The 22,145-nt window shown below is 43.7% G+C and carries 19 protein-coding genes; 5 read left to right on the top strand and 14 right to left on the bottom strand.

Annotated features, from left to right (window positions below; translation table 11 throughout):
- Window positions 1-11: 11 nt before the first annotated feature.
- The 4 genes from QFZ81_RS05645 to QFZ81_RS05630 form a co-directional block, all read right to left on the bottom strand.
- Window positions 12-416, bottom strand: a complete 405-nt coding sequence (locus tag QFZ81_RS05645; protein WP_307447088.1) for a hypothetical protein — start codon at window positions 414-416, stop codon at window positions 12-14.
- 266 nt (window positions 417-682) lie between these two features.
- Window positions 683-1,099 carry a GNAT family N-acetyltransferase gene (locus QFZ81_RS05640; RefSeq protein WP_307601870.1) on the bottom strand — a complete coding sequence of 139 codons (417 nt, stop codon included), beginning with the start codon at window positions 1,097-1,099 and terminating at the stop codon, window positions 683-685.
- A 28-nt stretch (window positions 1,100-1,127) separates the two neighbouring features.
- Entirely contained in the window at window positions 1,128-1,622 is a 495-nt protein-coding gene (locus QFZ81_RS05635; protein WP_307601868.1) for a CYTH domain-containing protein, read from the bottom strand.
- A gap of 719 nt (window positions 1,623-2,341) precedes the next feature.
- Window positions 2,342-3,169 carry an AraC family transcriptional regulator gene (locus QFZ81_RS05630; RefSeq protein ID WP_307601865.1) on the bottom strand — a complete coding sequence of 276 codons (828 nt, stop codon included), beginning with the start codon at window positions 3,167-3,169 and terminating at the stop codon, window positions 2,342-2,344.
- 112 nt (window positions 3,170-3,281) lie between these two features.
- On the opposite strand from QFZ81_RS05630, the gene QFZ81_RS05625 reads away from it, so the two are divergent.
- On the top strand, window positions 3,282-4,988 hold the full coding sequence (locus tag QFZ81_RS05625; protein WP_307601863.1) for a glycoside hydrolase family 2 protein: 1,707 nt from the start codon (window positions 3,282-3,284) through the stop codon (window positions 4,986-4,988).
- An 86-nt stretch (window positions 4,989-5,074) separates the two neighbouring features.
- Here QFZ81_RS05625 and QFZ81_RS05620 read toward each other — a convergent pair whose 3' ends face one another.
- The 5 genes from QFZ81_RS05620 to QFZ81_RS05600 form a co-directional block, all read right to left on the bottom strand.
- Window positions 5,075-5,917 carry a carbohydrate ABC transporter permease gene (locus QFZ81_RS05620; protein ID WP_307601861.1) on the bottom strand — a complete coding sequence of 281 codons (843 nt, stop codon included), beginning with the start codon at window positions 5,915-5,917 and terminating at the stop codon, window positions 5,075-5,077.
- A 16-nt stretch (window positions 5,918-5,933) separates the two neighbouring features.
- Window positions 5,934-6,818 carry a carbohydrate ABC transporter permease gene (locus QFZ81_RS05615; protein ID WP_307447104.1) on the bottom strand — a complete coding sequence of 295 codons (885 nt, stop codon included), beginning with the start codon at window positions 6,816-6,818 and terminating at the stop codon, window positions 5,934-5,936.
- Window positions 6,819-6,895: 77 nt separating this feature from the next.
- Complete coding sequence (locus tag QFZ81_RS05610) at window positions 6,896-8,239, bottom strand: ABC transporter substrate-binding protein (RefSeq protein WP_307447107.1); 1,344 nt, start codon at window positions 8,237-8,239, stop codon at window positions 6,896-6,898.
- 72 nt (window positions 8,240-8,311) lie between these two features.
- The gene (locus QFZ81_RS05605) at window positions 8,312-10,063 is read right to left on the bottom strand and encodes a cache domain-containing sensor histidine kinase (protein ID WP_307601859.1); all 1,752 of its coding nucleotides are present in this window, start codon (window positions 10,061-10,063) and stop codon (window positions 8,312-8,314) included.
- Window positions 10,064-10,100: 37 nt separating this feature from the next.
- On the bottom strand, window positions 10,101-10,925 hold the full coding sequence (locus QFZ81_RS05600) for a response regulator transcription factor (RefSeq protein ID WP_307606834.1): 825 nt from the start codon (window positions 10,923-10,925) through the stop codon (window positions 10,101-10,103).
- Window positions 10,926-11,250: 325 nt separating this feature from the next.
- Between QFZ81_RS05600 and QFZ81_RS05595 the strand changes: the two genes are divergently transcribed.
- Window positions 11,251-12,522: an erythromycin esterase family protein gene (locus QFZ81_RS05595; RefSeq protein WP_307447114.1), complete on the top strand. Its 1,272-nt coding sequence runs from the start codon at window positions 11,251-11,253 to the stop codon at window positions 12,520-12,522.
- A 224-nt stretch (window positions 12,523-12,746) separates the two neighbouring features.
- Here QFZ81_RS05595 and QFZ81_RS05590 read toward each other — a convergent pair whose 3' ends face one another.
- On the bottom strand, window positions 12,747-13,481 hold the full coding sequence (locus QFZ81_RS05590) for a hydroxypyruvate isomerase family protein (protein WP_307601857.1): 735 nt from the start codon (window positions 13,479-13,481) through the stop codon (window positions 12,747-12,749).
- Window positions 13,482-13,614: 133 nt separating this feature from the next.
- Between QFZ81_RS05590 and corA the strand changes: the two genes are divergently transcribed.
- The 3 genes from corA (at window position 13,615) to QFZ81_RS05575 (ending at window position 15,581) form a co-directional block, all read left to right on the top strand.
- A complete protein-coding gene (gene corA, locus QFZ81_RS05585; protein ID WP_307447121.1) occupies window positions 13,615-14,565 on the top strand; it encodes a magnesium/cobalt transporter CorA in 951 nt (316 codons plus the stop codon).
- A gap of 259 nt (window positions 14,566-14,824) precedes the next feature.
- Window positions 14,825-15,121 carry a hypothetical protein gene (locus QFZ81_RS05580; RefSeq protein ID WP_307601855.1) on the top strand — a complete coding sequence of 99 codons (297 nt, stop codon included), beginning with the start codon at window positions 14,825-14,827 and terminating at the stop codon, window positions 15,119-15,121.
- A gap of 40 nt (window positions 15,122-15,161) precedes the next feature.
- Window positions 15,162-15,581 carry a DUF2961 domain-containing protein gene (locus tag QFZ81_RS05575; RefSeq protein ID WP_307601853.1) on the top strand — a complete coding sequence of 140 codons (420 nt, stop codon included), beginning with the start codon at window positions 15,162-15,164 and terminating at the stop codon, window positions 15,579-15,581.
- Between the two features lie 231 nt (window positions 15,582-15,812).
- Here QFZ81_RS05575 and QFZ81_RS05570 read toward each other — a convergent pair whose 3' ends face one another.
- From QFZ81_RS05570 to QFZ81_RS05555, 4 genes are all read right to left on the bottom strand, one after another.
- Window positions 15,813-17,465 (bottom strand): ABC transporter substrate-binding protein, encoded by a 1,653-nt coding sequence (locus tag QFZ81_RS05570; RefSeq protein WP_307447126.1) that lies wholly within the window; start codon window positions 17,463-17,465, stop codon window positions 15,813-15,815.
- Between the two features lie 51 nt (window positions 17,466-17,516).
- Window positions 17,517-18,413 (bottom strand): carbohydrate ABC transporter permease, encoded by an 897-nt coding sequence (locus QFZ81_RS05565; RefSeq protein ID WP_307601852.1) that lies wholly within the window; start codon window positions 18,411-18,413, stop codon window positions 17,517-17,519.
- Window positions 18,414-18,437: 24 nt separating this feature from the next.
- A complete protein-coding gene (locus QFZ81_RS05560) occupies window positions 18,438-19,397 on the bottom strand; it encodes an ABC transporter permease (RefSeq protein ID WP_307447132.1) in 960 nt (319 codons plus the stop codon).
- A gap of 164 nt (window positions 19,398-19,561) precedes the next feature.
- Window positions 19,562-21,889 (bottom strand): helix-turn-helix domain-containing protein, encoded by a 2,328-nt coding sequence (locus tag QFZ81_RS05555; RefSeq protein WP_307601849.1) that lies wholly within the window; start codon window positions 21,887-21,889, stop codon window positions 19,562-19,564.
- Between the last annotated feature and the right edge of the window lie 256 nt (window positions 21,890-22,145).

Genomic DNA, 22,145 nt, shown 5'->3' with positions numbered 1-22,145 from the left:
AATAATGCCGGTTAAGTGACTCGCATTTGAATCGCAGAGAAAACAAGATCAATGATTTCCCCTCGGGCTTGATTGACAAATCCTAGTGTTGTCTGCTGCAGGTTTTCTATAGAAACACAAGAGGATAACAGCATCTTATCTGAGAACAAATACAAGGACAGCTCATACGAAGATGAAACGTTTTTGACTACTTCACTAATATTCGTCTTTTTATATTTTTCAGGAAGCTCAACCGCGTACACTAAATACAAGGGTTCGCTCGGAAATTGAGTCATTTGAAAAATTTCTTTAAAAGAAGACTTCACATACGAATTCCAACGAAATCCAAATCTATAGTTATGATCCTCTTCCCAATTGGGCTCGAACTGAGAAATTAATTCGAGAAACTGCTGGCGGTAGTAATGTATCAGGTTCATAGGTGGCCCCTCGCAATTCCTGAAAATGTTAGCTATCATTTCTGTACATCCATCATACTTTGTAATTGTTGTTAAACATCTATTTTAAATCTTAGCTAAACATTATTTTTGCTAATAGTTCGCTAACGAATCTAACACTTTCACTCTTCAGAAAAAAGCGAAAAGACCAAGCTCTGACCTCACTTGGGTCATAAACTCGGCCTTATGTATGTTTATCTTGATGAAGATTATTAACCAATTGTAAGGAAAACGAAATATAACTTACTTTATGAGTTCGTCGGCACTCTTCTCATAAAGCGATTGGTATCGCGTTCGAATCCATATTGCTCATAGAGCTCATGCGCATCTTTCGTGCCGAGAATCCCAACTAGGTCCTTCAGATCTTCGGAGTTTGTAATCGTCTCAATCAATCTCTTCCCAATACTTCTACCTCTGTACTCCTCATCCACGTAAACATCCGCTAACCAATACATCGTCACATGATCGGTTACAATACGGGCAAAACCAATTTGCTTGCTGCCATGGTACACGCCAAAGCAAAGCGAAGCTTCAATGGATTTTTGAATAATTGTCATCGGCCGCTTATTTGCCCAATAGCTTCTGGATAGAAAACCAGCGATGACATCAATTTGAAGCAATTCCTTCTCATCACTTATAAAAAAGCCATCAAATTCATATCTCATGCGTTTCCCCGCTTTCACTATACGTAATTTATCGCGCAGTCTGCAGTTTTACCCACATTGACTTGTTTCGGAATTCTTCCTCCGCTCCTAACTCTCTCCCAAACCAAGAAGGTATTCTAAAGAGCCGTGCAGCTTCAACATCGGGAAACTCGACTTCGACTACCAGAAGATCCACTTGTTTATACTCATCAATTTCAAAATGGAGCCCCTGAACTTCAACCGTGGTGCGAATTTTCTCCAATGGGATTAACCCGGTTCGTTCAAGCAGCTGCTTATATATAGGCTCCGAGATGTTATATTCAATCTCTTCCCGAACCAAGCCATGCCCCGATTTGAACGTATGTGTAAAATGCGACAATCCAGAACGATCCACTAGCTGGCGCACTCTGATTTCTTGATCCTCCGAAAAGGCCAAATACGTTTGATAAATGTACTGCTTTGAAACTAGCGTGATTTCATTATTGTCCAGCTCAGCCGCTGGGAACGCGGGTAATAGGAACTTTCTTTCGATTTCGGCACTCATTGGTGTGACCCCTCTCCAAACAAATCGTGTTCTATTCCCCATTTTACCACGCTATCATGAAAAAAACCTCTCACCTGCCGATTACGGCATGTGAGGGCTGGGTTGAGGGCTGAGAAGGACGTTTCCGACTTCTCAGCGGTCTTTCGCTCACACGTGCTTCGCCAGAGCGCAAAAAAAGACCTCTCACCTGCCGATTACGGCATGTGAGGGCTGGGTTGAGGGCTGAGAAGGACGTTTCCGACTTCTCAGCAGGCTTTCGCTCGCGCGTGCTTCGCCAGAGCGCAAAAAAAAGACCTCTCACCTGCCGACTACGGCGTGTGAGGGCTGGGTTGAGGACTGAGAAGGACGTTTCCGACTTCTCAGCAGGCTTTCGCTCGCGCGTGCTTCGCCAGAGCGCAAAAAAAGACCTCTCACCTGCCGACTACGGCGTGTGAGGGCTGGGTTGAGGGCTGAGAAGGACGTTTCCGACTTCTCAGCAGGCTTTCGCTCGCGCGTGCTTCGCCAGAGCGCAAAAAAAGACCTCTCACCTGCCGACTACGGCGTGTGAGGGCTGGGTTGAGGGCTGAGAAGGACGTTTCCGACTTCTCAGCGGTCTTTCGCTCGCGCATGCTTCGCCAGAGCGTTAAAAAAGGGGTAAACTTTGCTCACCCCAAAAGCAAAAACATATAAATTCTGCCGTTGAAAAAACTCCCCTAATAGAGCTCTCCCTTCCATCCCTCTCATCGATTGGACTTGTTCAAAGTTCGGAATCGAGCCGGAGATACTTCGTTCCACGCCCGAAACATTTTACCAAAATGAAATTCATCGGCAAATCCGCATGCATCCGCAATAGCTTTCATCGGTTCTTCTGTCAGCAGCAGCAGTGTTTTGGCTTTCTCATTGCGAATCCGGTTCAAGTACTCTTTGGGTGAAACGCCTACTTGCTGCATGAACATTTTTCGTAATTGAGAGACGGAGATATGGAAGGTTCGCGCGAGTTCTTCCATCCTCAAGGGCCGGTTATAGTAGGTTTCGATCCAAAACTTCGCTTGCTGAAATGCTTTCATATACGGGTCCGTTGACGTGTTTGTATCCCTCATGAAATGAATCAATCGTGAAAGGACATATTGGAATTCAGCCTGTCTTTCGTGTGGGTCCGGGCTCTGTAACGTCCCTATCTGCTTGAACTGCTCTTGAATCCAGACCGCTTGCTCCGGAGAATACAACTTGTTAAAAGGCAATTGAAGTGAGTCCAAATGAACGGGCTGCAGCCAGGTTTGATTCTCATAGGGGATGTCGAAAGCATCAAATAGAAGCATACGAATATAGAGCGGTTTATCCACAGATGATGTCATGGTCAGCGTAAAACCCGGCCTTAAGTAAAAGAGCATACCCGATTGTACATTCAATAGCTGTTCATCAAACGAATGTGTAAATTCTCCTTCTCCACTCATAATCCAGTAAAGTGAATGAACATCTGTTGTATTCCGAATGTCTTTCCAGCCTGGAACAGGCAGCTTCTCATAGGTCAGACGAAGATGATACATCCGGTGCTCTTTTGTTTCCATTCATTCACCACCTTCAAAGCGATTTTGACAAATACTAAAGTTCTTTATCCATAGAAAATAGCCATTCTTCCATGATACGCTTAACTAAACATACATGAAAGGGGCTTTTACTTTGATTCGTACTTTTCAACAACACTCCCTACGCCATACCCGACTTCTTGATGGATTATGGGACTTCATAACGGATCCAGGAAATGTAGGGATAACGGAACAATGGCATGCCAAGTTTCCAACCGATTCCCGAAAGCTTGTGGTTCCTTCTTGCTGGAATAATGAATTAGGCTTATACGATTATATCGGCGCTGCATGGTATCGCACTTATTTCGACACCGCACAGGAAGCCAATATTCGACTGTGCTTTGAGGGAATTCTCCACCATGCCGATGTTTATGTTGACGGTCATCACCTCGGTTACCACTTTGGCGGCTACACCCAGTTTTCCATGATTTTGCCTCATCTAGCGCAAGGTAAGCATGAATTAACCGTTCGTGTGGATAGTACTTTGGACTGGCAAACACTGCCTACAGATGTCGCGGATTGGTACTCTTATGGTGGTATCATACGTTCTGTCGAGCTTCAGGAGCTGCCCGATGTTTATATTGAATCCTTGAAAATTGATTATCAACTAGAGGGAGATACAGCCGATATCCAGCTGCAAGTAAAGTTAGACTCCTTAAGCTCGGTTGATCGTCAAATTGTTGTTAGTGCCTCTACAGAAGGACTAGCTTTCTCTGATTCAACCGTTCATATCGCGGCGGGGAAATCTTCACAGCTTTCGCTCCGAGGGAGCCTCGAAAACATCCGCAAATGGGATGTTGGACAACCGGAGTTGTATACCTTCGTAGTCCGTACAGGCGAAGATGACTTGATCGATCGGACAGGATTCCGCACCATTGTAGTTAATAACGGTCAAATCCTCCTAAATGGCAAAGCGCTATATTTGCAGGGAGTGAATCGACACGAAGAGCATCCCGAATGGGGATTTGCTTTTCCGCCTAAGCTCATGCTGAAGGATTTGGATATTTTGACCGATATGGGCTGCAACATCGTTCGCGGTTCACACTATCCGCAAAGCCAATTCTGGATCGATTTGCTTGATGAACATGGAATGCTCTTATGGAGTGAGATTCCAATGTGGGGATGTTTTATGAGCAAGGAAACGCTGGCTAGTCCTCTATTCGCAGAACGCGGATTGCACATGTTAGATGAAATGATAAGCCGTGATTATCATCATCCTTCGATCATTTTCTGGGGGGCCCATAACGAAATTGATACACGCACGGATGAAGCGCTGGAGCTTACTAAGAAATTCGTTAGCAAAATACGCAGCATGGATACCAGCCGCCTAGTTACGTACGCCACGATGCATCCTGAAGAAGACATTGTACTATCCTATTTCGATGTCATCGGAATCAACAAATATTACGGCTGGTATCAAGGAAACGTGAACGGATTCCGTGACATGCTTCAGCAGTATTATCAACATGCAGAATCACAAGGTGCCAGTGGTAAGCCCGTCATCATGAGCGAGTTTGGCGCTGCTGGTATCTTCGGAGATGCAGGCTGGGAGCCTCGCTTGTTCAGTGAAGACTATCAAGCTGACGTTGTGCAGCAGGCTTTACAGATCTTCCGCGAGGATCCTCGCATCGTCGGTACGCTGATTTGGCACTTCGCCGACATTCGCGTCGATGTGCGGAGTGACCGTCCTTATTTCCGTGATCGGGCGCGGAGTTTTAACAATAAGGGGCTGCTTAATGAATATCGCAAGCCAAAGCTGGCTTACAGATTGGTTAAGGAGATTTATCGATCTAAGCGTTAACTTTCAAAAGGCAAAATCATAAAAAGACGCTCCAACCAGGCAATCATCCGGTTGGAGCGTCTTTTTTTACTTTCCGTTTGTGCGCATTAGCCTTTGAGAGATCCCGCTGTTATACCAGAAATAATCCGTTTATTGAAAATGGAGATGACAAGGATCGACGGAAGGGTTGTCATCACAATGGCCGCGAACATCGGCGCAAAATCCGTTGCGTATTGACCCTGAAAATTCAAAAGTCCTATTGGAAGTGTCATCTTTTTGGCATCGTTAATGAATGTTAGTACAACCAGTAGTTCATTCCAGATACCAGCAAAGTTCATAATGCCAACCGTCATAAGCGCCGGTATCAATAAAGGCATCAAAACTCGCCAATAAACACCGTAAACCGAACAGCCATCAATAATGGCCGCTTCCATAATTTCTTTGGGAATGGAACTCATAAAACCGCTTAGCACCAGTATCGATGTAGGTAAAGCAAAGGCAACATAAATAAGAATCAAGCCGATTTGCGAATTCATCAGATTTAATTTAGAGAAGAATATAACCAAAGGAATGAGTGTTGCTTGCAGCGGAACCATCAAACCGATCAGAAAATAAAGTAGCGTGCCTTTCGATGCTTTCCACTTTAATTTAATAATCGCAAAAGAGGCCATTGAACCTATTAGTAAGACCAGAAGTAATGTGACAGTCGTAATGAGTACCGAATTGTAAAAATAACGGCCTGTTCCCCCTGTGATCCATGCATTTATGTAGTTTCCCCACAGCCAATGCAGCGGAAGTTCCCATGGACGTTCAAAAATTTCCGGTGTTTTCTTGAGTGAATTCACAATAAGCCAAAACAGAGGATAAATATAGACAAGCGTCCCTAATCCCAAAAATAAATAAGTGAACAGCTTTTGAATGGGACGAATCATTTTTGAACCTTGCTCCATACGCGTACCTCCTTCCTCAATCTTCGATATCTTTGGTGGAAATTATTTTATTAATAACAAACGTAACGATTAAGCACATAACTAGTAAGATGACAGCTAATGAATTACCGTAGCCATATTCTAACTGACCAAAGGAACGCTTTTGCAAATAACCGACCAGTGTTTGTGATACATTGGCAGGCCCCCCGCCCGTCATGACATAAACAAGATCAAAAAACCGTAAGGAACCAATAGAAATGAGAATGGTATTCACTTTAATAATCGGTTTAAGCAATGGCATGGTGATATGCCATACCAATTTCCATCCGATAGCACCTTCAAGACGCGCGGCCTCAAAGATTTCCTCGGAAATATTCTGTATCGCTGCAATGAACAGGATCATGGTATACCCAATAAATTGCCAAGATACAACCGCTGTAACTGCCCACATCACCGTTTTGGGTTCAGACAACCACAGGTGCTTTAGTGAATCTAGCCCTAACCAATCAAGTAAATTATTAATAATACCGATCTGCGGATGATAGATAAATGTCCACATCATACCTACGGCGACACTCGACAGGAATGCCGGCATAATGAAAACAAGCTTAAAGAAATCTTTCCCTCGCACGTTTCCTGTCAGAATCAAGGCCAGAAAAAAACCAAATGGCAGTTGAATCACCAAACTTGTCACCAAGAGAAATAACACGTTACGTATCGTAACAAAAAACACATCATCATCTGAAAACATACGCGTATAATTGTCCAACCCTATAAACTTCATCGGATTCAGAACATCCCAATCAAAAAAGCTCAAATAAATCGATGCGATAATAGGGATGAAAACAATAGCCGAATATAGAAACAGGGCAGGGGTTATAAAGAATGCAATGGTCGAGCCTTTTCTCAGCATTTTATCCATAAACAACCACTCCATTATTGTTTTGATGAAAAAAGGGAGAAGAATATCTTCCCCCTCCATAAGAAAATTTTATTGGTTTAGCGGTTTTTCTCCGTATAAGCTTGCAAGCTCTTGAATGCATCTTCCGGTGATTTGCCTGCTAAGATAGATTGGATCGTGTTGTTATATTCATCCCCAATCTTCGCACCCAGTCCCACATCATAAAAGATGAACATCCCTTTCATTGTGGACATTTGATCTTTTAAATCTTTACTTAACCCTGGCACTTTAGCTGGATCTAAGGTAACTTTAGTAGCTGGAATATCTCCTTGCTCTTCACCAACACGTTTTTGTGTTTTGTCCTCGGACCATACTTTCAGATATTTAACAGCTGCATCTTTGTCTTTTGCCGTTGAACTTATCACTAAGTTAAATGCAGGTTGACCCAACCAAGTGTCAATATCCCCTTTTCCATTCGGAAATGTTGGGAATTTAGCAATGCCCACGACATCCTTCACCTTGGAATCGGTATTTACCAACGTATTGATTGCCCAACTGCCAGTAACCATCATGGCCGCTTGACCATTTTGGAACATGCTCGTCATTGCACTGTTGTCAATACTAAGGAACCCTTCTGGGAACGCCTTCATTTTTGTTAATTCCTGCAATACACGGCCTGTTTCGATGTAAGAAGGATCAAGCCAAGTTCCTTTGCCCTCCATTAATGCATTAAACGGTGCGTCACCGCCAATCCGATTGGCTACAAATTCACTAAATAAGGCACTAACCCAAGCATCTTTGGCACCCATTGCAATCGGTGTCACTTTATTTTTAACCAACACATCAATCACATGTTTTAACTCATCGTACGTCTTAGGTACCTCAAGGTTATTCTTTTTGAAAATGTCTTTATTGTAGTACATGGTAGCTGCCGCGAAATTAACCGGAACACCATAAATTTTGTCATTGAATGTTAATAAATTAAACGCCCCAGAGATAAAGCGATCTTTCCACGCTGGATCTTTATCCAAATATTCATTAAGCGCCAGCACTTTTCCTGAATCCGCATACGTTTTTAGTTTTCCGGCAGCATGCAGAGTGTATACATCAGGCGCTTCATTTCCGGCGATTTGAGCATTTAATTTCGGATAAAAAGCTGTACTAGGAAGATGTGATACTTCGAAAGTCGCGTTCACATCTGTTCTTGCATTAAATTCTGCAAGCAGATCTTTCTGAATATTGATCCCCTTGTTTTCCGGTTCTAACCAATCAAATTCTTTCATTTTAATCTTATCTTTTGGCTTTGCAGCCGCTTCCGTTGCTTTTGGAGCATCACTAGCTTTGGGTGCCTCACTTGCTTTCTCGGTCCCGCAAGCAGATAATACAGCAGTGATTGCAAAAATAGCAGTGATTGATGCTGAAATCCTTTTAACCTTTTTCATTTAAACCCTCCTCTATCATGTTTTACAATCTAAGCTTAGTTGAAATGGGTTCAAACGAGTATGCGGTATTCCTTACTTCATGGTTGAATCTGCCGACCTCTTCTCATCTTTACGTGGTAAGGATAACGTTATCATTGTACCTTGCCCTACGACGCTATCAATCTGCAAGCCGAATCTCTTTCCGTAATGCAATTGAACCCGCTGATGTACATTAATCAATCCAATCCCCATACCTGAATCATCAACAGTCACTTGCAAATTTTCCCGAATCTGCGCTAGTCTTTCAGCCTCAATACCGTTTCCGTTATCACTTATGGTAATGTTAAATAAATCATCTTCAAAAAAACCGCGAATCTCAATAAGCCCTTGGTCAATCTTCATTTCCATACCATGAATAATCGCATTTTCCACCAACGGCTGCAGAATAAATCGCGGAACTAACAAGGGTAGCGCCATCGTATCTATGTCGATAGAAATGGTAATTTTATCTCCATATCGATATTGCTGAATATAGACATACTTATTAACGTTGTCCAATTCCTTGTCAAGGGGAATGTACTCTTTTCCCTTGATTCCTTCCCGCATTAAATCACCCAACGCTTTGGATAATTTCCCTACTTCAGGAACGTTCTTCATGCGCGCAAGCCAATTGATCGTTTCTAGTGTGTTAAAAAGGAAATGAGGGTTAATTTGAAACATTAAATATTTTAATTGCGACTGCTGTTTCAATAGTTCCTCTTGATAAACCGTATTAATTAAATGATGGATTCGATCGATCATTCGGTTGAAATTTCGACTCATAACACCTATTTCATTGCGGGAATTGTAATTAAATTGAATATCAAAGCGATCTTTTTCCACGTCTTTCATCATCGCGGAAAGCTGACGAATGGGTTTAGATATACTGTTCGACACAAAATAGGCGATTAATAATGCAACGACAATACAGATAATGAAGATAATAAACATCCAATTTTTCAATTCAATAGACGTTTGGGAGTATTTAGCATCCGGAATGACACTGACGATCTTCCAATCGGTATTCCCGATGGCATGATAAGTAATGATATAGTTAATCCCGTCCATCATCTCGCTAGTATGATCTTGTTCAGGTCCATGCAACACGCGAGTTATATACGGGTAATCAGGGGTCGTATTAATCAAGGATTTATTCGAATGTGAAATGATCCTTCCATTCTGATTGATAATATACATTTCGCCTTCATTGTTTAATTTCGTCTGCGCAAAAACCGAATATAAAGCGTCTTCTTTAAGATGAAGTTCAAAATAGCCGATTTTCTTCAGGTTTCCTACATCAAACATAGAACTTCTAGCTGTAATCGTTAGCTGCTCGGGATTCGTATTCATCCAAACTAAATTGCCCTCATTCTCTTTCAGTACATCCCAATCGTTTATGTCCAAATCATTGGATTTCAAGACATTTCCCGATGGAAAGACATCTTTATTTAAAGCATAAAGGCTGATGTCCTGTATGTCTTCGCTATCAATGATGGCACCATCCAACAAGAGCTTAATTTTGTTGATTTCGTCTAAATATTCCAACTGATTTTGAAAGCCTAGATTGGCTTTTTTAAGAGCATCCCTTATTTCTTTATTCGTAAAAAGGGAATAATACACCCGCTTGACTTCCTTCATCTTGAATTCAATATTTTTGCTTACTTCGGTTAACAAATCGGTGGTGTAAGCGTTTGTTTTTTCCTGTATGAGCGATCGTGATTTTTGATAAGTTAACGTACCGATCACAGCTAATGGAATAAGGTTCAAAATGAGGAAGGACACTAGTAATTTTTTTTGAATCTTCATGTCTAGTATCCATTGCCGCAACCTACTTGCTAGCTGGTTACGTATCATTGAGGTGCCCGCCTAATTCCGCATGTCTTATAAATAATTGCTTACGAAAATCGTTTGGCGTTTGTCCGTAATGTTTTTTAAACATTTGTCCAAAATACCTGGAATCTCGAATTCCCACCCGACTGGCTATTTCAAATACTTTAACCTGGGGGTCTGCTAGCATATCCACAGCTTTTTGCATACGAATTCGGGTGAGTGTATCCGAGAAGTTTTCTCCTGTTTCCTTCTTAAATAAGCGGCTCAAATAGTCTGGATGATAATGAAGCATGTCCGCAACTTTGGCAATGGTCATTTCCTGCATGTAATTTAATTCTATATATTCAATGATTTGCGCAATCACTTCATTCAGCTTGGATATTTCACCTTCCGGTAGCAACATGCCTTGCAGTGTAAACGAATATTCCTTCAACTGATGCCGCAGACCAAGTTCAAGCTCATTTCGCTGACGGTCCTCTTGAATCACTTGTTTGGCTTTTCTGCAAGCCAGCATGATTTCATCTGGATCGGTAGGTTTTAATACAAAACCGACTGCCCCCAATTTTATTGCTGTCATTGCGTAATCCAACTGGTGGTAGGCTGTAATAAACACCCATTTGATAGATGGATTCTCTGCTTGTACCAGCTCCATTAAGGCTAGTCCGTCTAAACCGGGCATTTTAATATCAGTCAATACTAGATCTGGATTAACAGCTCGAATCAGCTCTAGTGCCTCCAATCCATTAGCCCCCAACCCTACCAACTCAAAGCCTTCTTCTTCCCATCCTAAGGACTGCAACCCCATTCGGGTGATTGGTTCATCGTCAGCAATAATCATCCTAATCACATATATTCCTCCCCACCTGAAGTAAGTGAGTTCATTATCTTTGTTTTTGTTTAATAGTTCAATGAATATTTGCTTTACGAAAAAGGTTTTCGACCCTCCAAACAAAAAAAGGGACCTAGCCAACGGGGCCAGGTCCAAAGTTTATATTAAAAAAGGGGGGTCTTGTTTATTATAATACACCCATTATGTTAGAGAACTGTAACAGGAATGTTCCAATTGTGTTACAAAAAAAGGCGATTCCATTCAAATGGCTTTTTTTGTATGCACTTTTGTACATACTACAGAATGTAAATCTTTAGGAATAGGAGTCAAACAAGTGAAAGTTGAAGACGCCATTGTGGAACAGATTAGACAGCAAGCTGTGCAGCTGAGCACCCCCGAAGATTTGGATGTATTAGTAGAAGCAATCGGAGACAAGAAGTACGTTTTACTCGGTGAGGCAACGCATGGTACATCGGAATTTTATAAGCTTCGCATGGAGCTGAGCCGTAAATTGATTGAAACGAAAGGTTTTTCTTTTATTGCTGTCGAGGGCGACTGGCCGTCCTGTTATGAGATTAACCGCTATGTGAAGCAGTACAAGGATGCAAAGCCGAGCTCCCGCGAGGTCATGGAAACTTTTAATCGTTGGCCGACGTGGATGTGGGCCAATGAAGAGGTTGGAGAGTTGATGGAGTGGCTTAACCAGCACAATGCAAATAAGCTGATGGAAGAGCGAGTCGGGTTTTACGGTTTAGACGTCTACAGTTTATGGGAGTCCCTAGAAGAGATCGAACGTTATTTACAGGAAAAAGGCACACCTGAGCAGTTAGCTATGGCGCGGAAGGCATTTGAGTGCTTCGACTCTTATGAGAAGGAGGGGCAAAATTACGGGGTTTCGGCGGCTTTTTACGGCGAAAGCTGCCAAGATGAGGTTGTGAAGCTGCTTCAAGCGCTTCACGCGAAACGCGTGCGGTACGAAGAAGACAGCGAAGCAGCGCTTAGCGCGGAATTGAACGCGCTTGTTGCTGTGAACGCTGAGGATTACTACCGCACCATGGTTCGTCACGACGCGGAATCGTGGAACGTCCGCGACCGACACATGGTCGAGGCGCTGCGCCGCCTCGTCAACCACCACGGCCCAGACGCCAAAGTCATCGTCTGGGAGCACAACACGCACGTCGGCGACGCGCGTGCAACAGATATGTTGGCCGACGGTATGGTGAACGTCGGCCAGCTCGTGCGCGAAGCGCACGGCGAAGCCGATGTGTTCGCTATCGGCTTCGGCACTTACCGCGGCACGGTCATCGCCGCGACATCCTGGGGCGCGCCGATGGCGACGATGCAAGTGCCACCTGCCCAGCCGGGCAGCTGGGAGGAGCTCATGCATCGCGCCGGCGCGCATGATCAGATCCTCCTGCTCAGCAAGGAGGATCCGATTCTCGGGCACGAGGTGCTGGGGCACCGTGCCATCGGGGTCGTGTACCGCCCTGGTCATGAGAGAGGGAATTATGTTCCCTCTCTTATGGCTCGGCGGTACGACGCCTTCGTGCATGTGGATGAAAGCCATGCGCTTCATCCGCTAACCATAAAAAAAGTGCTTGTGTGAATTCACACAAGCACTACCTCCCAAAAGCCTATCCGCCGATGCAAAACACTATTTCGAGGCCTAAATCAAGCTCAGTTCCTATACATAACTAATGTTGTACGAAATTCGCATAAAAGTGGCCTTTTTAGTATGAAATACGGCTAAATTGTTGTATCAAATACAACATCTTCAGCTTGGAAGGAAGATATCAAGGATATTGTTGTACAGCGTACAACTTATGGCTTTCACTTGTCATTAATAAGACGTTCTAACCCAATACTCGGTTCCTCCAGAGGAAAATACTCTAAACCGATATGCCCAGTGAAGCCGGTTTCATCAATGGCCTTGAAAATCTGCTCGTAATTCAACTCGCCGTTACTCAGCTCATGCCGCCCCGGATTACCAGCTGCATGAAAATGGCCTATCCAAGCCATATTTTCACGAATATTCGTAATAAGATGACCTTCGGTAATTTGTTGGTGATAAATATCGAACAGCACCTTCACATGCTGGCTCCCCACCTGCTTCACAATATCGAATGCTTCTTCAGATGAAGCTAAGAAATATCCTTGATGGTTCACAAGTGTATTCAGCGGCTCTACCAATAATGTTATCCCTTCCCGCTCCAATAACGGCACGCATGCTTTTAGTCCATCAATCAATGATTGACGCTGCACTTCTCTGGGCACGCCTTCTAATTCCTGACCCACTTGCGAAATGAGCTGAGAGCAATTCAAGCTCTTCGCTGCCGCAATGGATTCGGTAAGTCCAACTATATAAGTTTCACGCATGGTTTCATCGACTAAGCTCACAAATTTGGTACAAAAGGCAGCAACCGAAACACCAGCATCCTTCACAACATGCGCGACTTCATCCAAATCTTTATTCCACCACGCCCAAAATTCAATCGTATCATAGCCAATTCGCTTCACTTCCTTAACACTTTGAGCAAAATCATGCTTGCTATAAACCGCATCCATACAAACGGAGAGCCTCATTGTCATCCTTCTTTCCAAATATACGTTATTTGTGCTAGGGACCAAGCATTTCTGAACTTTCACTATTGTATGGTAAAATTAAGCAGATGAAAATATGACCCAAGGAGTTTTACTAATGATTCGTTCCCTTGCTATTACCATGGACTTCAATGTGCTCCATAATGTCCCCTTCGAGGAGCTTCTAGGCCCGAACATTAAGTGGTATTGGGTCGACTTTCATAATCCGAGCGAAGAGGAAGCGCTGCATCTGAAAGAGCATTTCCATTTTCATCCGTTGGCCATAGAGGACTGCTTTTTCTTACTGCAACGACCGAAGATGGATCACTATGAGAACGTTCACTTTTTTGTGATGCATGGGATTAATGCGATGACACTGGATGCTGAAGAAGTGGATATGTTTCTGGGAAGCAATTACATTGTGACCTTTCATTTGCATGAATCAAGGGAAATTGAGGATGCTTGGAGCCGAATTTCAGAACAAGAACATTTGCGGAATGAAGGTCATATTTATGCGGCTTATTTAATTCTTGATAATTTGGTGGATCAATATTTCCCAAGTGTTTACCAAATCGAAGATCAATTGGATGATATCGAGAACAATTTTGATGCCGAATCGATTGAAGTCTTAATGAAACATATTTTTGATATTCGGGCCAAATTGTTAAAATTACGCCGCACCATCGTGCCCATGCGTGACTTGCTGTACAGGGTCATCAATACAGATCGTATCGAGCATCTCCGTGAGCAGCTCGTCTTTTTCACGGACATCCATGATCATCTGCTCAAGTTGTCTGAAATGATTGATTCAAACCGCGACATGACGGCTGATATGAGGGATAGTTACATCTCCCTGAATTCAAACCGAATGAATACCATCATGAAAACGTTGACCGTAATCACGACGATCTTCATGCCATTAACGTTCATTGCTGGTCTTTATGGGATGAATTTCGCTTATATGCCTGAACTGAAGTGGCACGGGGGTTATTTTGGAATTCTCTTGATCATGTTCGGAATTGGATTCGGCATGTTCGCTTGGTTTTGGAAAAAGGGCTGGTTTAAATAGAAGACCTTACTGATTCTGAGCAATGCTCATCACGGCATTCCTTCCTAAAGCCAGCAGGCGAAACCCCCACTTTTTTCTTAAAAGCTCGACTGAAGGCATGAATACCGGAAAATCCTAATTGATAAGCTCACAGAAAGAATCCTTCCTTTTCAGCAATAATGGTTAACTTTTAACTAACTTTGGCTAAATGAACGCGCTTACCTTCATTATATAATGTTTTCAAGTTCGCATAACAATAATGATAAAGGTGGATGTTCCTATGTCGCAAAATCAAGGCTTTATTCATGAACTCTCTGTAGCTCCATACCTGACACAAGGTCGAACTCGCTGGATCACGGCAGAGAATCCGACCGGTGAGAAGGGACAAGGCGGGAAAGCAGCAAGCAATTTAGGTATTACTCGCAAAGGCAGGCCGTGCATCACTTTACCTCAAGGAGAAACAGTCGTTCTGGCCGATATTCAAGGAACTGGCATCCACGATCGAGAATCAACACGCCGAGGATATTCACGGCTTCTTCTATCAATTTCATTATACGCTTGTAGATTCGCTCCCTGAGAAAACGGCTTACTTTCACGCCCAATATGTCGGTACCTATTTGGCATGGGCAGCCTTAGAACGTTATTGGTGGGGCGAGGGGGAAATTAAATTTTATTTGGACGGAGATGAAGAATGGCCAACTCTCTGCGGGACGGGGACGGAGGATTACTTCGGTGGAGCCTGGTGCTTTTACGAAAAAGAAAACGGGATCCCCGTCGAGGTGTCATACAGCACTCCCTATCTAGGATACCCATACTATTCCAAATCGGATACGACCCTCAAAGAGAAGTTTGGTGAAGATTCCGTGCCTATGCATGGACTGTATCGCTGGCATCTTCCAGACCCCATCCATTTCGAGAGCGATCTGCGCGTCACGATTCAACAGATTGGACTTTCCTCCGTTGCCTATTGGTATCAGATGGAGCCTCATGCGGATTTCCCCATACTGCTTCCCGTTCACCGGAGATGGCCGCGATAGTGAACACGCCAAATTATTTGCAGGCCTAGCTCATCACATGTAGATGCATACACCGTTTTAATTCCGATCGGTGAGCACCACCTCAGAATATAACCGTTTTCACAGAAGGCGTCTTTGACGTAAGAAATGATTTTTTATCGAAAACAACGATGGCGGGGAGCGTACACAGTAAAGGGCCGACTTCCAGAACTATTCGCTGGATTGTCGACCCCATTTATCGATTATACAAATCTACTTCTTCTTCGCATCATAGGCAGCTTGGTAAATTTCCAGATAACGCTTCAGGTTCATATTATCCAAATTTTTCAGATAGCCGTCCCATTCTTTCTCCAGATTTGCATCCCCGATGATGAAACGCGCGGTCATCTCTTTGACATGATCAGTAATCGTCTTCTCGAGATCAGCTAGCTCCATCGCCTGCTCGTTCGTGAAGAACAGCTGCGGTAGAACAGTATCCAGCTTCTGCTTATAAGGCTCGTACTTGTTTTTCGTTTCATTGTACAAAATAACTTCCAATGGGTTTTTCGGATCGGCAACCAAGCCTAAGCGGAAATCGTTCGTTCTAAGCGACGGCCCGGTTTGTGCCCATTTCACATTTTGCACATTGGGCAGCTTGGCGTCGGTATATTTCCAGATGGCCTGCTTGCCATTGATGCCGAGCTCACCTTGAGCCGCATTTTTCCATTCTATATCCGGACGTCCTTCTGTGTTGCGCAGTGTCATCTCCTGAGTGTACATCAGATCTGCCAGACGGAAGGCGGCTTCTGGATTTTTACTCGCTTTCGTAATGACGTAACGCCCTTGTGAGACGCTATTCGTGTACGGCGCAACTTGTAAGCCTTTCGGCCCTTTGAGCACTGGAACAGCGGTAACTTCAAGCCATCTTCCGCTCGGTCCGTTAAAAGCTGTAAACGTCCCATTATGCTGGGCTATCGCCGCGCCCAATATATTAATGTTGGGATTTTCCCCCATTTGCTTCGCCTGATCCCGATCCTGTGTGAAGGACTGCGGCGCGATCAAACCTTCGGCATATAGCTTGTTCAGGTACTTTAGGCCCTCTTGCCATTCCGGCTTGTTATAAGGCACATCGACCTTGCCGTTATTAAGGTACAATCGGTTGGTACTATTAGGATTTAGAATAAAAGCATTCATAAGAAACGAATCGATATTGACGGCAGGTCCAACCGCTGCACCTGCAAGCGGAATCTCATCTGCTTTTCCATTGCCGTTCGGATCCTTCGTTTTAAAATCCTTTAGCACCTTGTATAGCTCATCCGTCGTTGTTGGCACAGCCAGCCCCAATTTATCGAGCCATGGCTTGTAAATCCACATTTTTTGGGACATGGAGCAATGGAAACACTCGTTCACAAGCGGCAGCCCGTATATTTTACCGCCTGGCGCTGTAATCGCATCTTTCACTCCTTCAACCTGCTCAAACATCTTCTTGGTTTCGACGCCATACTTATCAATAAAAGGCTTTAAATCGAGGAAATCGCCTTGGCTGCCATAGATCAGCTGTTGTGTAGGGCTAACGTCAAAACCCATGATCACATCAGGCAAATCTCCGCTTCCGAGCACCAGATTAAGCTTTTCTACCGCCGATTTCTCCGGGGCAACATCCCACACGATATGAATGTTCGTCTTCTCCTCCAGATACTTCGTATATTCATTTGTCGCAAAATCTTCAACAAAAGAGCTTCCTTTTACAAGCACCTTTAAGGTTGTTTTTTCCTTTGTGATAGGTAATTCCCCTGCCGCAGTCACCCGGTCCTCTGACACTTTAGGGGCCGCATCTGATTGCGCTGCTTCTTTATCTGAACAACCGCTTAAAATTGAGACTGTACACAAAGCTAGCCCTAAGCTTACTACCATCCATTTTTTCATCTAAAAGAACCCTCCCTGGAATTTTTCATTAGAAAAATTTTCATTGAATGACTAACCTTTCAACGAACCGATCATGACTCCCTTAACAAAATGCTTCTGTACAAAAGGGTAAATCATCATAAGTGGCAGCGACGAGACGACAATGAGAGAGTATTTAAGCAGTGCCCGTAGGCCCTCCCGATTCGCTTCCTGACCCAGATCGGACAGCATAGCGGAATCTACCTCATTTTGAACGAGTATTTCCCTAAGTACAAGCTGTAATGGATAAAGGCTCGGCTGCTTCAAATAGATCAACGCATTAAAATATTGATTCCAATAACCTACCGCCGAATACAGGGTAATGACAGCAATGATCGGACCAGACAGCGGAATCACGACATGCCATACAAACTTGAAATCGTTACAGCCGTCTAACTGAGCGGCTTCTAGCAGTTCATCCGGTATCGTCGTTTTGAAATAAGTTCTCGTAATAATGACATTGAATACACTCATAGCCCCGGGCAAAATCATCGACCAGATCGTATTGAGCATGCCGAGATCTTTGACCAACAAGTAGCTCGGAATGAGCCCGCCAGAAAACATGGTGGTGAACACCAGCAAAAGCATGACGGCATTTTTCCCATACAAGTCTCTCCGTGCGAGCGGATATGCGGCCATAATCGTTAGTGCGACATTGATGACTGTACCCAGAACCGTATAAATAACGGAATTGCGAAACGAGCTCCAAATCAGCTTATGTTTAAATACAGCCTCATAACCGTCGAGTGTAGGTTGAACCGGCCATAGCCACACCTTCCCGGAGATAACCGCGTCTGGGCTGCTGAAGGATGCGCTTACAATAAACACAAGCGGATACATCACTACAATGAGAAATAAGGTAAGCACCGTGTAATTGATCACGTTAAACCAACGGTCATTGCTGGCTTCCCGAATGTTAGCTTGCTCCATGATGACTTCCTCCCTCTATCCGCCTTACCATAGACTTTCCTGCTTAGCTTTCTTGGCCATTTGGTTGACCGAGATCAGTAAAATCAAACCAATGACCGATTTGAATAAATTGATTGCCGTGGAATAAGAGTAATTCATCGCCTGGGAGGCAAGACCGACCTTATACACGAACGTATCAATGACTTCAGAGGTACGCGAGTTAAGCGGATTTTGCAATAACAGCACCTTTTCAAAGCCCAGATCCAGAATATGTCCGGTGTTCAAAATAAGCAGAATAATCATAACCGGAACGATGCTCGGCAGATCGATATGCAGCATGCGCTGAAATTTACTTGCTCCATCAATAACAGCCGCTTCATGCTGTGCGGGATCAACACCCGCTAAAGCAGCTAAATAAATGATGCAGGAAAAACCTACATTTTGCCAAATACCAGACCAGACATAGATCGAACTGAAATATTCCGGCTTGGCCATAAAATTAATCGTTTTGAATCCCAATTGACCGAGCAGCATGTTCACTAGTCCATTGCGGGGGTCCAGCAGCTCTATGATGATACCTACCATCACGACGACAGATATAAAATGGGGAGCATAAGTAATCAGTTGTACGGACTTTTTGAATAACTGGTTTTTCACATAATTCAAGGATAAGGCCAGAATAATCGGAAACGGAATCCCGGCAAGCAAGCTGTACAAGCTGATGATCAACGTGTTTTTCATCAATTTCACAAATTCATAAGAGTTGAAAAATCGGATGAAGTGCTTCATGCCGACCCACTCGCTCCCAGCGACACCCTTGGATGCAATATAATCCTTGAAGGCAATCTGCGCCCCGTACATTGGATAATATTTAAACACAAGGACGTAGATGACTGGAAGCGCAAGCAAGGCATACAATTGCCAGCTTTTCTTCATTTGCTTCCTTGCGGCAAACAGCAGACTGCTTGCTCCCGTGCTTGCTTTGGTTAATACAACCTCTTTCATTGTGCGCTCTTCCCCCTTTCAATTGATATCTTAACGATACAAGAAACCGCCACAAGCCGTAAATTAGAAAGCGCTTTCTTTATGTGCAATTATTAAGATTCATTCATGTGCACTTCTAAACGGATGTGCAAAAGTAAAGAATACGGCACAAAAGTGCCGCATTCTTATCCGTGTAATTTCTTATAGGAGGTCGCACTGACGCCATGCAGCCGCTTGAATGCCCGACAAAACGTATTGGAGGAGCTATAGCCAACCTTATCGGAAATTTCAAGAATCGTTAGGTCAGTTGTCTGCAGTAGATTTTTGGCCCGATCCATGCGCAGATTTTCCAAAAAGTCAGAGAAATTAATGCCCGTTTGCTCTTTGAAGAATTGGGAGAGATACACTTTCGAGATGCGAAAACGATCGGCCACTACATCCAGGCAAAGCTCACTGTCCGTATATGCGTTCTGCAGCATGCCAAGAATACTTTGAATCAGCTGCACATTTTGACTTTTCTTGTGCTCGTTCACGCTTTCGCATATCCATCGATAGGTTACGCGGATCGACTGATAATTTTTGCGCATATTTTCATAGGAGTCAATCTCGCTGCTCAGTGACTGGATCCGTCTGTAAATCTCCTGCTGATCGAGCTCCATTTGCGGCAGCAACTTCACCAGACTTCCCCACATTTCGAACAAGAACAACTGCATAACAGCAAAGGAAAGGTGCCTCAGCTCGAAATTCTCATGGTATATCTCATCAAGCGTATGCTGAACCTCAGTATGGTCCCCCGCTTTGGCCAAATTGATTAAACGGATCTCCACATCCTGCGGGAAATAGTAGTTGTTCATATCCGTCGGGAGCTCGTCATACCATACGATTTCATTCTCATTTTTCCTTAATTGTACGTTCAAAGCTTCTCTGGCCTGTTCATACGATCTGGAGATACTAGTGAGACTATCACATAAGCCGCCTACACCATAGACAGACACCAGCTTTAACTGGCTTTTCATCTCCTCATTGGCTTCCTTCAGCTTCTGCTCAATAGGCTCCTTGTAGAGTTCCGACTGCTCAGCTCTATAACAGAAAAGCACCCCGAATTGATCCTCCGCTATATCGTAAACAAAGCCTTCCTGATCGATCGTCCTTCTCAACATTTCTTTAGCCAGTAAACGTTTCATATCCAGTTCTTCCAGCAAGTTATCATTATAGCCGTTATCGAAGCCTCGCAAATGAACAACAGCGACCCGATATAACATCCCTTGCAAATCCATACCGACATACTTTAAGAGTGCATCTGCATCACGTGCCGAAATAAATTGCCCATTCAACAACCGTTGAAAATACGCTGCCCGCAGCAAAGGAACCTGCTGCTCGATCTCGGACTTCATCCTGTGGTTATTGTTGAACAAACCGGTTACCGTTTCTCCAATTAATCTAAAGGCATCTTTCTGGTGCGAGACTACGTCCGTTTTTTCAAGGATCATGTTTACGATATTCCTTAGCGGTTTACTGTTGCGATAAGCCAGCACATATGCGATGAAGACACCCACGACAAGAAAGACGAACGTTAAAGAGAAAATGATTTTCTGAATATAACGAACCTTCTCCAATACAACAAAGGTTGGCTCTCCAACCAGATACGTCCAACCGTTATAGGAGGATTTCGTATAGGTAATCATCATCTGATTCGATTGCAGCGATTGCTCGATTACGCCCTTATCGCCAATCAGATTGCCGATCTCGATCGGTAAGGGGGCTTTACTCGCCGAAAGCTCACTGATGATTTTCCCCTCACCATCCACAATATAAGCCCAACCACCTTCGGAAATGTTCAGCCCTTGAAAAAGCTTCTGGATTTCCTTCTGGTCTATCATGACAGCAATGGCGCCCTGGGGATTTCCGGGGTACCCAAGCGATTGCATATACGTTAGCATAGAATAGGGGACACCCTGTACGATGACTTCCTCAGACGCAAATGTTTTGCGGGTATGAAATTGCTTTGCGACGAAGTCATACCATGAATCATAATCATGCTTGCTGTAACGAGCTACCCGATCAAAAAAATGCTGAAAAGAGTAACTAGCCCCCGGGGTTAACACCATTTCACTATTTTTAAACAATACATAATAATTAAATATGAAATTGTTAGACATCCTGTAATCATACAAGCTTTTATTCGTATCCAATATCCGGTACGTATTCGTCCCCTCAAATGGATCAGTGACAGACTGAAACCTCATAATTCTTGTATCGGCCGCTAACTGCTGGGTAATCGAGGAGATTTCCTCCAATCTTCGATCGAGGATATCTTTACTCTGCTCCAACAGGTTCATATGGCTCGCGGTTGCTTCGCTTTCGATCAACGCAGTCGTCTTCTGATAAATAACCCAGCCAATAATCATCGGCAGCATCAGAAACACAAGATATGGAACGAGAATACGTGCAAACACGCGGTGCCTTCCTTTGTTAACGTTAACATTAATGCTTCTCTCTCTCTTGAACAGCATAGTAAATGTCCCCATTTCCTTTACGATTCCGTGTTGCGATCATATTGAGAGTAATCATTACGCATTTCAATGTATGCGTTTGCAATCTATTGTGACGTTCATCCCAAAAGGATAAGCTGTTACTTTCAGTATACCTTGCTGTGCTGGTAATCGGAAGCTTTTCATTCTTACTTTTCTAGCCTTACCAATACCTGCTAAAGGGCGAATCAGTGTATCTAAAGAAACAAAATAAGACTACCCAACTTGGATAGCCTTT

It is taken from the genome of Paenibacillus sp. V4I9 (genome assembly GCF_030817295.1).
In the GTDB taxonomy this organism is placed as follows: Bacteria; Bacillota; Bacilli; order Paenibacillales; family NBRC-103111; genus Paenibacillus_E.
This window is presented reverse-complemented; position numbering and strand designations above follow the sequence as displayed.

Coding starts and splice junctions, on each gene's coding strand:
- QFZ81_RS05600 (WP_307606834.1), bottom strand. CDS start 10,925: ATGATTATTGCTGACGATGAACCAATCACCCGAATGGGGTTGCAGTCC.
- QFZ81_RS05620 (WP_307601861.1), bottom strand. CDS start 5,917: ATGGAGCAAGGTTCAAAAATGATTCGTCCCATTCAAAAGCTGTTCACT.
- QFZ81_RS05605 (WP_307601859.1), bottom strand. CDS start 10,063: ATGAAGATTCAAAAAAAATTACTAGTGTCCTTCCTCATTTTGAACCTT.
- QFZ81_RS05560 (WP_307447132.1), bottom strand. CDS start 19,397: ATGAAAGAGGTTGTATTAACCAAAGCAAGCACGGGAGCAAGCAGTCTG.
- QFZ81_RS05570 (WP_307447126.1), bottom strand. CDS start 17,465: ATGAAAAAATGGATGGTAGTAAGCTTAGGGCTAGCTTTGTGTACAGTC.
- corA (WP_307447121.1), top strand. CDS start 13,615: ATGATTCGTTCCCTTGCTATTACCATGGACTTCAATGTGCTCCATAAT.
- QFZ81_RS05635 (WP_307601868.1), bottom strand. CDS start 1,622: ATGAGTGCCGAAATCGAAAGAAAGTTCCTATTACCCGCGTTCCCAGCG.
- QFZ81_RS05640 (WP_307601870.1), bottom strand. CDS start 1,099: ATGAGATATGAATTTGATGGCTTTTTTATAAGTGATGAGAAGGAATTG.
- QFZ81_RS05555 (WP_307601849.1), bottom strand. CDS start 21,889: ATGCTGTTCAAGAGAGAGAGAAGCATTAATGTTAACGTTAACAAAGGA.
- QFZ81_RS05565 (WP_307601852.1), bottom strand. CDS start 18,413: ATGGAGCAAGCTAACATTCGGGAAGCCAGCAATGACCGTTGGTTTAAC.
- QFZ81_RS05610 (WP_307447107.1), bottom strand. CDS start 8,239: ATGAAAAAGGTTAAAAGGATTTCAGCATCAATCACTGCTATTTTTGCA.
- QFZ81_RS05645 (WP_307447088.1), bottom strand. CDS start 416: ATGAACCTGATACATTACTACCGCCAGCAGTTTCTCGAATTAATTTCT.
- QFZ81_RS05580 (WP_307601855.1), top strand. CDS start 14,825: ATGTCGCAAAATCAAGGCTTTATTCATGAACTCTCTGTAGCTCCATAC.
- QFZ81_RS05590 (WP_307601857.1), bottom strand. CDS start 13,481: ATGGATGCGGTTTATAGCAAGCATGATTTTGCTCAAAGTGTTAAGGAA.
- QFZ81_RS05615 (WP_307447104.1), bottom strand. CDS start 6,818: ATGGATAAAATGCTGAGAAAAGGCTCGACCATTGCATTCTTTATAACC.
- QFZ81_RS05630 (WP_307601865.1), bottom strand. CDS start 3,169: ATGGAAACAAAAGAGCACCGGATGTATCATCTTCGTCTGACCTATGAG.